Origin of the sequence: Mycobacterium sp. (assembly GCF_046095365.1) — a bacterium.
GTDB lineage: Bacteria > Actinomycetota > Actinomycetes > Mycobacteriales > Mycobacteriaceae > Mycobacterium.
The window spans coordinates 25,168-38,394 of record NZ_JBJTJF010000164.1; the positions used below are offsets into that span (position 1 = coordinate 25,168).

Here is a 13,227-nt window from a genome sequence, read left to right on the forward strand (position 1 = left end):
CCGAGGGGCGGGTCAGGTGGTGTGGACGATCAGAACGTCGCTGGTGGCTTTGCGCGCCACGTTCGCCGGAACGGACCCGAGCAGTCGGCCGGCGATGGTGTTCAGACCGACGTTGCCGACCACCAGAAGATCCGCCCCCACCTCGTTGGCCAGCTCGACCAGAGCATCCACCGGCGCACCCTCGATGGCCCGCTCCTCGACGTCGGCGGCCCCGGCGGCCCTGGCGCGCTCGGCGGCGTCGCGCAGGATGTCGTAGATCGGGGCGTTGCCGACCATCTTGTAGCCCTCGTCCTTGAGCGTGTCGGCGGCACGGGTGTCCTCGGGAGTGGGCAGGTATGCGGTCGCCACAATCACCTTGCCGTCAGGGCCGGAAGCCAGCTGGCCCGCCCGGTCGACCGCGCGAAACGACGAGTCCGAGCCGTCGGTGCCGACGACCACGGTTTTGTAACCGCCCATTAGTGCCCTCCAGTACGAGTTGCTGCGCCAACCGCAAACAGTAACGCCTTCGACCGCCGACAGGATGCGATTCGCCGACACCTGGCCGGGCGGGTATCCGGCCGGAGACCGCCCGACGAGGGAAAACCGTTCCCGGCACGCCTCCGGGGGGCGTCAACGGCCTCCGCAGCGCGCCCGGCGGCCGGCCGGGGATACCGTCTTGCCGTGGCGATGAGGGATCGGACGGCGTGAGCACCTCGGTGCAGGAACGTGCCCCGGCGGTCGCGACCGGCCGGCGAACTCGGGCGCGCCGCCCCTGGTGGGATGCCCCGGCGATCGCCCTGCTGGCCGTCACGGTCAGTGCCGCCGGCGCGGCCCGGCCCTCGTTCTGGTTCGACGAGGCCGCCACCATCTCGGCGGGCACCCGGACCCTGCCGGAACTGTGGCGGATGGTGCACAACATCGACGCCGTGCACGGCCTCTACTACCTGCTGATGCACGGCTGGTTCGCGGTGTTCCCGGCCACCGAGTTCCTGTCCCGGCTGTCCAGCGCCCTGGCGGCGGGCGCCGCGGCCGCGGGTGTGGTGGTGCTGGGAAAGCAGACCTCCACCCGTGCCGTCGCGGTGACCGCCGGACTCGTGTTCGCACTGCTGCCCCGGGTGACCTGGGCGGGCATGGAGACCCGTTCGTACGCGCTGTGCATGGCTGCGGCGGTCTGGCTGACCGTGTTCTGCGTGCGGGCCGCGCGGCGCGGTCGCTGGTGGCACTGGCCGGTCTACTCCGTGCTGCTGGCCGCAGCGGTGTTGCTCAACGTCTTCCTGGTGCTGATCGTCCCGGCGCATGCGGTGGCCGTCACGGCGTTCGGCCTCCGGACCGCACGGTTTCGGGCTCTTCGGTGCTGGACGCCGGCCGCGGCGGTGGCCGTGGCCGCAACGGCTCCGTTTCTGCTGTTCAGCCAGTCCCAGTTGTTCCAGGTGCAGTGGATCGCGCACCTCGGCGCCGGCACCGCCGGGGAGATCCTGCAGGAGCAGTACTTCGACCAGTCACTGCCGGCCGCGGTGGCCGGCGGGCTGATCATCGCCGGCGGGGTGTTGTGCGGACTGGGATCGGTGACGCGTCGCCTCGGCGCGTTCCTCGCCCTGACACTCACCTGGATCCTCGCGCCGACGGCCGCACTGCTGCTGTATTCGGTGCTGCGCCATCCGATTTACTACCCACGCTATCTGTCGTTCACGGTGCCGGCGTTCGCACTTCTGCTGGGGATGTGCGTCGTGGCGCTGGGCTGGTCCCGGGCCGGGATCGCCGCTGTCGTCGTCGTGTTCGCAGCCGCATCGCTGCCCACCTATCTGTTCCAGCGCGGGCCTTACGCCAAGGCCTACATGGACTACAGCGCCGTCGCCGACGTCATCGACCGGAATGCGGCGCCGGGCGATTGCCTGATATTGGACAATTCGACGAGGTGGTCCCCCGGTCCGATCAGGCCGATCACCGCGGCCCGGCCCGCGGTCTACGGCAAGCTACGCGACTACGGTCGGGGCCGCACGGCGGTGCAACGGGATCGGTTGTGGGACGGCCACATTGCGGTGTGGGCGTGGGCCGACCAGATGCCCGGGTGCCCGGCGATCTGGACGGTCACCGAGCGCGACCCGGCGGTACCCGAGCATCAGCGCGGACCGGCACTGCCGCCCGGCCCGAGGCTGGCGCGGGCGATGGCGTATCAGGTTCCCAGCCGGTTCGGCTTCCACGTGGTCGAACGCTGGCAGTTCAGTTTCGCCCAGGTGACGAAGTCGACGCGGTGACCGGTCCCGTTGCGATTCAGCGGTTTTGACGCGTCTTGATCACCGGCTTGGGAACCTCGAGGCTGTTCTGCCGCACGATCACCGGGTCACCGATGTTGACGTTGTTGTAGTACCACTCGGCGTCCTCGGGACTCAGACTGATGCAGCCGTGGCTGACGTTGTCGTTCCCGAGGGCGTTGATCGCCCATGGGGCGGAGTGGACGAACAGTCCGCGGCTGGTGAAGCGGACGGCGTAGTCGACCGTGAGGTGGTAGCCGTCCGGGCTGTTGACCGGGATGCCGACGGTGCTGGAGTCCATCACCACCCCGCGTTCCTTGGACAGCACGGTGTAGATGCCGACCGGGGTCGGGTAGGCCGGCCGGCCCATGGTCGCCGGGAACACGCCCGCCTCGCCCCAGCGGGGCCGGTGGTGCGGGGCCGGCAGCGACGAGGGCGGCCCGGCCTCGGCGCCGTCGATGGTCACGGTGAAGGTGTGGTCTGCGATGCTGGCGACGCCGACGACGGCGGGCCCGGTGGTGATCTTGGTCGGGCGCCCCCCCACCGAGAGGGCCACCGTGCTGTGCGCCGGCCAGAACTGGTCGGGAACCCACTGCACGACGTCGTCGCCGAGCCACTGGAACGTGCCCGTCACGGGGGGTGACGAGGTGATGCCCAGGGAATGCTCCGCGGCGACCCGGTCGGCGACGGGCGCGGTGAACGTCACCACGACCGGGTGCGCCACTCCGACCACCTGGTCGGGCGCCGGAGCAACCGACTCGACGGCGATCCGGTCCGGAACGGCCCGCTTGATCGTCGCCTGACCCACCCCGGCCGGCCCCACGAACGTACTCGCGGCGATCCCGACCATCGCGAGACAGCAGCGCAGAACAACCCGCATGGCTTCTACCCCGATGCCGGGGGCGCGCCGAACGGACCGGGCAGAATGGGCTGGCCGGGCACCGGCTCACCGGGCGGCGGCGGCCCCGTCGCGGCACCCTTCCCGCCGGCCATGTCGGCGATCGGGAGTCCGGCCGCGATCGGGGCGCCCGCCGCGGCGGCAATCGGCCCTCCCACGGCGGCGGCGACCGGGCCGCCGGCGACCACCGGCGGAACGACCACCGGCACCGGCGGAACGACCGCGGGCACCGGCGGAACGACCGCGGGCACCGGCGGAACGACCGCGGGCACCGGCGGAACGACCACCGGCACCGGCGGAACGACCGCGGGCACCGGCACGGCGGCCGCGCCGAGCGGCACCGGGGCCACGACCGGTACGGGCCCGGGCAGCGCCAAAGGGATCCCGGCCATGTCGGCGATCGGCGCGCCGGCGCACGGGACCGCGGCCGCGGCCACCGGTCCGTCGGCGATCGCCCCCACCGCACCGGCCGCGTCCTGAACGCAGTCGTAGCCGCCCGTCTTCACAGGGACGGCCACCGCATCGGGACTCAGCGCCAGAGCGGCTGCGAACAGTCCGGCGCCGGCAACGACTTTGATGTGGAACCGAGTGGTGGTGCTTGACATGATTTTTCCCATTCCGTGGTTCGGTCTGAGCCGAAACTACAGATGTGTAAGAACGCCGGCGCGCAGGCGAATCGGGGGGTTACCGAACCGTGCTCAAGCAGTGCCGTCGCGGTTACCGGACACCGCCGGGCGCTACTTCAGGCCTGCGGCGTCCATGCCGCGCAGTTCCTTCTTCAAGTCGGCGATCTCGTCGCGCAGCCGGGCGGCCAGTTCGAAGTGCAGATCCCGCGCGGCGGCCATCATCTGGTTGGTGAGGTCCTTGATCAGGTCGGCCAGGTCGGCGCGCGGCATAGACGAGGTGTCGCGCTCGAGAAGGCCGGAGCCTCCGGCGCTGCCAGCCCGGCCCGTCTCGCCCTGGGCACGGCGCCCGCGCGACGCGTTGCGGCCGGACCCGCCGACCGGGACGGACTCGGCGGATTCGGTGTCGTCGGCCTCGCGGTAGACCTGATCGAGGATGTCGGCGATCTTCTTGCGCAGCGGCTGCGGGTCGATGCCGCGTTCGGTGTTGTAGGCGATCTGCTTGGCCCGGCGGCGCTCGGTCTCGTCGATCGCCTCGCGCATGGAGTCGGTGATGTTGTCGGCGTACATGTGCACTTCGCCGGACACGTTGCGGGCCGCACGCCCGATGGTCTGGATCAGGCTGCGTGTCGAGCGCAGGAACCCTTCCTTGTCGGCGTCGAGGATGGACACCAGCGAAACCTCCGGCAGGTCCAGACCCTCGCGAAGCAGGTTGATGCCGACCAGCACGTCGTAGTCGCCGAGCCGCAACTGGCGCAGCAGTTCCACCCGGCGCAGGGTGTCGACCTCGGAGTGCAGGTAGCGCACCCGGATGCCCATCTCCAGCAGGTAGTCGGTGAGGTCCTCGGCCATCTTCTTGGTCAGCGTGGTGACCAGGACGCGCTCGTCGCGCTCCGACCGGGCCCGGATCTCCCCGATCAGGTCGTCGATCTGGCCCTTGGTCGGCTTGACCACGACCTTGGGGTCGACCAGGCCGGTCGGGCGGATCACCTGTTCGACGAACTCGCCTCCGGTCTGGGCCAGTTCGTAGGGACCCGGGGTGGCCGACAGGTACACCGTCTGCCCCACCCGGGCGCTGAACTCCTCCCAGGTCAGCGGGCGGTTGTCGACGGCCGAAGGGAGCCGGAACCCGTACTCGACCAGGTTGCGCTTGCGGGACATGTCGCCCTCGAACATGCCGCCGATCTGCGGGACGGTGACGTGCGACTCGTCGATGACCAGGAGGAAGTCCTCCGGGAAGTAGTCCAGCAGGGTCGCCGGCGCCGACCCGGCGGGCCGGCCGTCGATGTGCCGGGAGTAGTTCTCGATGCCCGAGCAGAACCCGACCTGGCGCATCATCTCGATGTCGTAGTTGGTGCGCATCCGAAGCCGTTGCGCCTCAAGCAGTTTGCCCTTGTTCTCCAGGTCGGCGAGCCGCTCGGCGAGTTCGGACTCGATGGAGGAGATCGCCTGGGCCATCCGCTCCGGGCCGGCCACGTAGTGCGTGGCCGGGAAGATCCGCAGTGAGTCGACCTTGCGCACGACGTCACCGGTCAGCGGGTGCAGGTAGTACAGCGCCTCGATCTCGTCGCCGAAGTACTCGATGCGCACGGCCAGTTCCTCGTAGGACGGGATGATCTCGACGGTGTCCCCGCGCACCCGGAAGGTGCCGCGGGTGAACGACATGTCGTTGCGGTCGTACTGGACGTCGACGAGCATGCGCAGCAGCCCGTCCCGCGGAACCTCGCTGCCCACCTGCAGTTCCACCGAGCGGTCCAGGTAGGACTGCGGCGTTCCCAGACCGTAGATGCACGACACCGACGCCACCACCACGACGTCGCGGCGGGACAACAGGGCGGAGGTGGCCGAGTGACGCAGCCGCTCGACGTCGTCGTTGATCGAGCTGTCCTTCTCGATGTAGGTGTCCGTCTGGGCGATGTAGGCCTCGGGCTGGTAGTAGTCGTAGTAGGAGACGAAGTACTCGACTGCGTTGTGCGGCAACATCTCTCGCAGCTCGTTGGCCAGCTGAGCGGCCAGCGTCTTGTTCGGCGCCATCACCAGCGCGGGCCGTTGCAGACGCTCGATCAGCCAGGCCGTGGTCGCGGACTTGCCGGTGCCGGTGGCCCCGAGCAGGACGACGTCGCGCTCGCCGGCCCTGATCCTGCGTTCCAGTTCTTCGATGGCGGCGGGCTGGTCCCCGGCGGGCTGGTGCGGGCTGACCACGTCGAAGCGGGCGCCGGTCCGCACGACGTCGTCGACCGCCCGGTACTCGGAGTGGGCGATCACGGGACGTTCGGCGGCGAATGCCATGCCCCAAGACTAGGACGTCCCCCGGACAGCCCCCAATGGTGTACGGAAGGTGAACGAAAGGTTGCCGGGATCCGTCCAATCGGGGCCCGTCGGCGGCCCCGGATTCCTAGGCTCGACTGGTGGACCTTCGCACGGTGTCGGAAACGCTGGCGAATCGGGTGCGGGAGGACTTCCGGCTCTTCCCCACGCTGCGCGGCTACCGCCGGCGCTGGCTGGGAAGGGATCTGCTCGCCGGCGTGACGTTCGGCGCGGTGACGATGCCCGGGCAGCTGGCCACCGCCCACCTGGCCGGCATGCCCCCGATCACCGGGCTGTACGGCTTCGTCGTCGCGACCATCGTCGCCGCGGCGGTCTCGACGAACCGCCACCTGGCGATGGGAGTGGACAGCACGGTCGCCCCGATCCTGGCCGCGGGCCTGACCGCACTGGGCGCGGTGGCCGAGAGTGACCGCTACATCGGACTTGCCCTGGTGACCGCCTTCCTGGTGGGGATCTTCACGCTGACCATCGGCGTCGGCCGGCTGGGCTGGGTCGGAGATTTCCTGTCCCGTCCGGTGATGATCGGGTTCTTCGGCGGCATCGCCGTCATCATCATCGTCAACCAGCTGCCCGGCGTGCTCGGCATCCCCGAGGGGCACGGCCGCACGCTGCGCAAGATCGCCCACCTCGTCAGGCATCTGCCGGAGACCAACGCCGCGTCGGTGATCCTGGGGTTCGCCTCACTGGCCGTGCTGCTGGGAATCGCCAGGATCAACCGGCGGATACCCGGGGCACTGATCGTCCTGGTGCTGTCGACGCTGTCGGTGTTCGTCTTGCACCTCAAGGACCGCGGCGTCACGGTTCTGGGCCCGCTCAGCCGGGGCCTGCCGTCGGTCAGTCTCCCGCCGTTCTCGCTGGATTCGATCGAGGCGGTGGTGACCACCGCACTGGTCGTCGGGATCTTCTGCCTGGCGCAGACCGCGGCGACCACGCGCTCGGCGGCGAACCTCGGTGGATACGACACCGACATCAACGCCGACTTCCGGGCACTGGGGCTGGCCAACGTCGCCTCCAGCCTGGTCGGGTCGTTCACGATCAACGCCAGCCCGCCGTCGACGACGATCATCGCCGAGTCGCGGGCGCGCAGCCAGCTGGCCTCGCTGATCGCCTCCGCGCTGGCGATCGTGGTGCTGTTCTTCAGCCAGATCATCGAGAACCTGCCGATGGCGACGCTGTCGGCGGTGCTGATCTACATCGCGATCAAGATCTTCCGGGTCGACCAGATGCGGGCGACCAAGCGGTACTCGTGGAAGGCGTTCGCGCTGATGCTGATCTCGCTGCTCGGCACGGTGCTGCTGGGCATCGTCTACGGGGTGCTGTTCGCCGTGCTGGTGTCCTTCATCTACCAGGCCTCCCGCACCGCGCGGCCGGAGCTGCTCCGGCTGGGCCGCTCGCAGCTGGGAACCTGGCTGCCGCTGACCGACGACCGGGCGGCGCCGGTCCCGGGGATCGCGGCGTTCGCGCTCAACGGCCCGCTGTGGTTCGGCAATGCCAGCTGGTTTCGGATGCAGCTGATCGGCGCGCTGCCGGAGACCGGCAAGATCCCGGACGACGAGGACGACGTGCCCGAGGACGAGGATCAGGTGGACCTGCTGGTGCTGGATGCCCGCCGGATCGACGACGTCGACTTCACCGGCTTCGAGGCGCTGTCGGACGTGGCAGAGATCGCCGCGCTGCGCGACGTGCCGTTCCTGGTGGTGGTGCAGGAGGGCAGGACCCAGAAGGCCTTCAAGGGCGGCGGGTTCTCGGAGTTGCTGGGTCGTTCCCGGTTCTTCGACACCATTCCGCTGGCCATCGCCGCCTACCCGAACCTGCAGGCGAACCGGCCCAGCGGCGGGGCGGAAGGCGGGAAAGCGGGCTCCGGCGCCGACGCCGTACGCTGAACGCATCCATCCGCCAAAGCAAGAGACGTTCGACCTCGTCGCACGCACCAACACCGACCCGAAGGGGGTCGTGCGCGCGGTCGACGAGTACCGGCTGATGCCGTGGGGCCTCTACATGGCCCGCTCCACCCCCGGCCGGGAACAGTTCCACTACCTCGAGTCGTGGCTGCTGCCCCAGGCCGGGCTGCGCGCCAACGTCTTTCACTTCAACCCCGGCCACGAACGCGACCAGGACTACTACCTCGACGTGGGCCCGATCAGTACCGGCCCGCAGTGCTGGCGGACCGAGGACCACTACCTCGACCTGGTGGTCCGCACCGGGCGCGACACCGAACTGGTCGACTTGGAAGAGTTGCTCGAGGCGCATCGGCACGGGCTGCTGGGCAGCGCGGCCGCCGGCCGGGCGCTGCGGACGGCGATGGCCGCGGTCGACGGCCTCGCCGCCCACGGCCACGACCTGAACGCCTGGCTGGCCGGCGCCGGGATGGAGCTGAGCTGGCGATAGGCGTACGCTCGTCCCCCGTGGGAGCGATGAGACGCACGCTGACAGCCGGGACGGTTGTTGCGCTGGCGGTCTCAGCGTTGCCGGCCGCCGGCGTCGCCGCCGCGGACGACGGCGAGCGGCACAACATCACCTATCGGACCCGGATCGACGGTCTGGCCCGCGGCGCCCTGGTCAGCTACCGGATCAGCGACACCCAGGTCAACACCGCCGATCCGACCATGCTGCCGGGCCGGATGTTCGAGACGACCGCGGTGCTGACCGACCCCAAACAGGCGGGTATGCGGATCTCGATCCAGTGGCCGTACTCGGCGAACCTGCATTGCGAGATCCTGGTCGACGAGCAGCTCGTGGTGCAGGCCGACCAGTTCATCAGCCCGCGGATCACCCCGGCCCGCAACGACCCGGACTACGGCGCGATGAACTGCGGCGCCCCGCTGAGCAACGTCTTCGACAGCGCACCCGCCCCGGCCCAGCCCGGCTCCGCGGTCGACGTCTCCGCCGGAGATCCCCTGAACTGATCGGCGCTCAGGCGGCCGGTCGCGGTGACCAGCCGGTGCCCTCCGCCCAGGACCGGGCCCGCGGGTAGGCTCGCGACAACCATCCGGTCAGATCCGCGCCGGCACGTTTGGCATCGAGGTAGTCGGAGCGGACCGCCGGATTTGCGTTGAGCCAGTCGACGAAGAGCAGCGCGAAGCGCTGGTTGGGTGCGCCGTCGGCCCGCAGATGAATGTGGGTGGGGCGCCCCGGGTCGGCGGAGGCGTGGAATCGCTTGGGCCACAGCCCTTCCGCCGCGTCGAATCGGTGGTCGGCGGTGACCGTCTCGACCCGCGGATAGCCGGCCTGGAGCAGCGCACCGGCTAATTCGTCGGCGGCGTCCATGTCGGCGACGGTGATCTGGACGTCGATGATGTCGCGGGCGTCCAGTCCGGTCACGGCGGTGGACCCGATGTGGTCGATGCGCAGCGCCCGGTGTCCGCAGGCGGTGGCGAGCCGGGCGGTGATCCGGTCGGCCTGTGCGGCCCAGGACGGGTCGGCCGGCACCAGTGGATGCGGCCCGGCGGCCGGCGCGTGCGCGGCCAGATTGTGGGCGAACGGCAGGATGCGGCCGTACCACAGCTCACGTGCCCGCTCGACCAGAGCCGCCTCGGCGCCGGAATTGTCCAGCCACACGTCCGCGACCCGGCGGCGCTGCTCCTCGGTGGCCTGAGCGGCGATCCGTGCCCGGGCGTCGGCCTCCTCCATCCCGCGGCGGCCGACCAGCCGCCGCAGTCGCTCGCCGGCGTCGGCGTGCACGACGACGACCAGCGGGAAAAGCGGCGCCATGCCGGACTCGACCAGCAGCGGGATGTCCTCGACGACCACCTCGTCCTCGGAGGCCGCGGCGACCAGTTCGGCCCGGCGGCGGGCCACCAGCGGGTGCACGATGGCGTTGAGCCGGGCGCGCTGCTGCTCGTCGACGAAGGCCCTGGCCGCCAGCGCGGGACGGTTCAGCGCTCCGTCGGGCAACAGGATGTCCGTGCCGAACTGGTCGACCAGCGCGGCCAGCCCCTCGGTTCCCGGCGCGACGACCTCACGGGAGATCACGTCGCCGTCGACGATCACCGCGCCGCAGCCGGCGAACGTCGACGAGACCGTCGACTTACCGGCGCCGATCCCCCCGGTCAGGCCGATGCGCAGCATGATCCTCCGGCAGTACGGCCCTCCGGCGCTCCGCCGAACCTGCTAGGCGTTGCCGGCGAGTTTCTCGCGCAGCGCCGCCAGCTGGGCGTCGCCGGCCAGCGAGCCGGCCGACTCGTCGGCACCGGGCGTGCTCGACGAGGTGGCACCGGAAGCGGCCGCGGACTCCTCGCCGGCCGCGGCGTCGGCGGCGGCGAACTTCTCCATCTGCGTGGTGTGCATCTTGTGCCGCCGCTCGGCCTCGGCGTAGCGGGCCTCCCACTCGGTGCGCTGAGAGTCGAAGCCCTCGAGCCACTCGTTGGTCTCGGAGTCGAAGCCCTCCGGGAAGATGTAGTTGCCCTGCTCGTCGTAGCTGTCGGCCATGCCGTACTTCGACGGGTCGAACTCCTCGGTGTAGTCCTCGTTGGCCTGCTTGAGGCTCAGCGAGATGCGGCGGCGCTCCAGGTCGATGTCGATGACCTTGACCATCGCGTCGTCGCCGACGGCCACCACCTGGTCCGGGACCTCGACGTGACGCACGGACAGCTCGGAGATGTGCACCAGGCCCTCGATGCCCTCCTCGACGCGGACGAACGCCCCGAATGGCACCAGCTTGGTGACCTTGCCGGGCACGATCTGGCCGATGGCGTGGGTGCGGGCGAAGTGCCGCCACGGGTCTTCCTGGGTTGCCTTGAGCGACAACGAGACCCGTTCGCGGTCCATGTCCACGTCGAGCACCTCGACGGTGACCTCGTCGCCCACCTGCACCACCTCGGAGGGATGGTCGATGTGCTTCCAGGACAGCTCGGAGACGTGCACCAGACCGTCGACCCCGCCGAGGTCGACGAAGGCGCCGAAGTTGACGATCGAGGACACCACGCCCTTGCGGACCGCGCCCTTGACCAGCTGGTTGAGGAACTCGCTGCGGACCTCGGACTGGGTCTGCTCGAGCCAGGCCCGGCGGGACAGCACCACGTTGTTGCGGTTCTTGTCCAGCTCGATGATCTTGGCCTCGATCTCCTTGCCGATGTAGGGCTGCAGATCGCGGACCCGGCGCATCTCGACCAGCGAGGCGGGCAGGAAGCCGCGCAGCCCGATGTCGAGGATCAGACCGCCCTTGACGACCTCGATGACGGTGCCGGTGACGTGTTCGTCGGCCTCCTTCTTCGCCTCGATGGTGCCCCAGGCGCGCTCGTACTGGGCGCGCTTCTTGGACAGGATCAGCCGGCCTTCCTTGTCCTCCTTGGTGAGGACGAGGGCTTCGATCGCATCGCCGACGGACACCACTTCGTTGGGGTCGACGTCGTGCTTGATGGAGAGCTCGCGGGAGGGGATGACACCCTCGGTCTTGTAGCCGATGTCGAGCAGGACCTCGTCCCGGTCCACCTTGACGATGGTCCCCTCGACGATGTCGCCATCGTTGAAGTACTTGATGGTCTTGTCGATGGCGGCGAGGAAGTCCTCGGGCGAGCCGATGTCGTTGACGGCTACTTGCGGCGAGGTGACGGTGGGACTGGGCATGTGTGGGGTTGCTCCGGACAGGGGTGGTCGTAGGGACATTTTCTTGGTTGGTTGACCCGCATATGTGCACGCGAGTACCGGCTGAGCGTACTCGACTGGGCACAAGCGACCAAACCTGGCCGCCCTCGTAGCTACTCTCCAGTGGTGTTCTATGCCACAGTGCCGCCCTTGCCGCGCGAGGTCCGCAAAGTCGGGGCGCCGCTCGCGGCGATCATCGGGATGGGCACCGTCGTCGGGCTGATCCTGCTGCTGTCCACCGCGGCCGACCCGGGCGGGACGCTGCTGGGCTTCACCCTGGCCACCGTCGCGACGGCCGGGGTGCTGCTCTGTTACCTGTGGCTGGACCGGTGGGAGCCGGAGCCGCCGCGGCTGCTGGTGATGGCGTTCCTGTGGGGGTCCTCGGTTGCGGTGGTGCTCTCGGTGCTGTTCGAGCACCTGATCAGCGGCTTCCTGGCCGGTGGGGCGGTGGCCGACGGGGACAAGCCGAGTTTCGTCGCGATGGCGGTTGTCGCCCCGGCGGTGGAGGAGGCAGCCAAGGGCCTGTTCCTGGTGCTGATGATGACGGGGCGGCGGCGCAACGAACTGAACACCCTGACCGACTGCCTGGTCTACGCCGGGTTCACCGCGGCGGGTTTCGCCTGGCTGGAGAACATCTTCTACATCGCGGGCGCCGAGACCCTCCCCACCTCGCTGGCCACCGCCGGGCTGCGGCTGGTGATGGGACCGTTCGCGCACCCGCTGTTCACCACGATGATCGGCATCGGGGTCTATTACGCCCTCAAGCAGCGATCGGCGGCGGCGCGGGCCGGTTACGTCCTGCTGGGCTACCTGGGCGCGGTGCTGATCCACGGGCTGTGGAACGGGTCGGCGCTGCTCGGCGCGAACACCTACCTGTGGGTCTACCTGGTGTGGATGATGCCGATGTTCGCCCTGTCGATCGCGCTGGCCGTCGGCAGCCGGCGCCGGGAGCAGCAGATCATCGCCGGCAAGCTGCCGGCGATGATGTCGGCAGGGCTGCTGACGCCGGCGGAGGCAGCCTGGCTGGGCTCGATGAAGGCGCGCAAGGGCGCGGTCACGGCGGCCGGCCTGGCCGGCGGGCGGCCGGCCGCCTCGTCGGTGAAGCGTTTCCTGACGCAGGTGGTCGAACTGGCCTACGTGCGCGACCGGATCGACCGCGGGTTCGGTGATGCCCGGGTGTGGGCGTTGCAGAACGAGGAGGCCTACGGGGTGTACCTGGCGCGGACGCAGGCCGGACCGGTTCTGGCGCGGCTGAACGGGGTGCCTGTGCGCTGACGGCGGCACCAGCGGCACCAGCAACCCGGGTACGCCCGGGTCGCCGGGAACAGCCGGCAGCGCCGGATCCGGACTGAGCGGCGGTGCCGGCGGTGCCGGCGGCACCGCCGGCACCGGCGGTATCGTCTAGCCCGCAACGGGAAAGGCCCCTCCATCCGGAGGGGCCTTTCCCGTTGTCCGCCGTTGCCGCCGTCAGCGCACAGGCACCCCGTTCAGCCGCGCCAGAACCGGTCCGGCCTGCGTCCGCGCCAGGTACACCCCGTAGGCCTCCTCGTTCTGCAACGCCCAC

General features: G+C 69.9%; 11 protein-coding genes. 5 read left to right on the forward strand and 6 right to left on the reverse strand.

The genetic code is table 11. The features are described 5' to 3' along the window. Window positions 1-12 precede the first annotated feature (12 nt). Window positions 13-456, reverse strand: coding sequence for a universal stress protein (locus tag ACKOQ4_RS12665; protein WP_526292319.1), 444 nt, complete (start codon window positions 454-456; stop codon window positions 13-15). A 227-nt stretch (window positions 457-683) separates the two neighbouring features. Here ACKOQ4_RS12665 and ACKOQ4_RS12670 point away from each other — a divergent pair, with 227 nt between their 5' ends. Next, a complete protein-coding gene (locus ACKOQ4_RS12670) occupies window positions 684-2,234 on the forward strand; it encodes a glycosyltransferase family 39 protein (protein ID WP_526292321.1) in 1,551 nt (516 codons plus the stop codon). A 16-nt stretch (window positions 2,235-2,250) separates the two neighbouring features. Here ACKOQ4_RS12670 and ACKOQ4_RS12675 read toward each other — a convergent pair whose 3' ends face one another. From ACKOQ4_RS12675 to uvrB, 3 genes are all read right to left on the reverse strand, one after another. Continuing rightward, window positions 2,251-3,111 (reverse strand): L,D-transpeptidase, encoded by an 861-nt coding sequence (locus ACKOQ4_RS12675; protein WP_526292323.1) that lies wholly within the window; start codon window positions 3,109-3,111, stop codon window positions 2,251-2,253. Window positions 3,112-3,116: 5 nt separating this feature from the next. After that, window positions 3,117-3,734, reverse strand: coding sequence for a hypothetical protein (locus tag ACKOQ4_RS12680; RefSeq protein WP_526292325.1), 618 nt, complete (start codon window positions 3,732-3,734; stop codon window positions 3,117-3,119). A 132-nt stretch (window positions 3,735-3,866) separates the two neighbouring features. Beyond that, the gene (gene uvrB, locus ACKOQ4_RS12685) at window positions 3,867-6,041 is read right to left on the reverse strand and encodes an excinuclease ABC subunit UvrB (RefSeq protein ID WP_526292327.1); all 2,175 of its coding nucleotides are present in this window, start codon (window positions 6,039-6,041) and stop codon (window positions 3,867-3,869) included. 119 nt (window positions 6,042-6,160) lie between these two features. On the opposite strand from uvrB, the gene ACKOQ4_RS12690 reads away from it, so the two are divergent. Genes ACKOQ4_RS12690 through ACKOQ4_RS12700 form a run of 3 tightly spaced genes read left to right on the forward strand, consistent with a single transcriptional unit; the run spans window position 6,161 to window position 8,986 of the window. Beyond that, entirely contained in the window at window positions 6,161-7,963 is a 1,803-nt protein-coding gene (locus tag ACKOQ4_RS12690; RefSeq protein ID WP_526292329.1) for a SulP family inorganic anion transporter, read from the forward strand. Window positions 7,964-7,967: 4 nt separating this feature from the next. Continuing rightward, window positions 7,968-8,468: a ribonuclease FAU-1 family protein gene (locus ACKOQ4_RS12695; RefSeq protein ID WP_526292343.1), complete on the forward strand. Its 501-nt coding sequence runs from the start codon at window positions 7,968-7,970 to the stop codon at window positions 8,466-8,468. Window positions 8,469-8,494: 26 nt separating this feature from the next. Further along, a complete protein-coding gene (locus ACKOQ4_RS12700; RefSeq protein WP_526292345.1) occupies window positions 8,495-8,986 on the forward strand; it encodes a hypothetical protein in 492 nt (163 codons plus the stop codon). 7 nt (window positions 8,987-8,993) lie between these two features. Here the strand turns inward: ACKOQ4_RS12700 and coaE are convergent, their stop codons facing one another. After that, window positions 8,994-10,148: a dephospho-CoA kinase gene (gene coaE, locus ACKOQ4_RS12705; protein WP_526292331.1), complete on the reverse strand. Its 1,155-nt coding sequence runs from the start codon at window positions 10,146-10,148 to the stop codon at window positions 8,994-8,996. A gap of 42 nt (window positions 10,149-10,190) precedes the next feature. After that, window positions 10,191-11,645, reverse strand: coding sequence for a 30S ribosomal protein S1 (rpsA, locus tag ACKOQ4_RS12710; protein WP_526292333.1), 1,455 nt, complete (start codon window positions 11,643-11,645; stop codon window positions 10,191-10,193). Window positions 11,646-11,789: 144 nt separating this feature from the next. Here rpsA and ACKOQ4_RS12715 point away from each other — a divergent pair, with 144 nt between their 5' ends. Beyond that, the gene (locus ACKOQ4_RS12715; protein ID WP_526292335.1) at window positions 11,790-12,938 is read left to right on the forward strand and encodes a PrsW family intramembrane metalloprotease; all 1,149 of its coding nucleotides are present in this window, start codon (window positions 11,790-11,792) and stop codon (window positions 12,936-12,938) included. Window positions 12,939-13,227 lie beyond the last annotated feature (289 nt).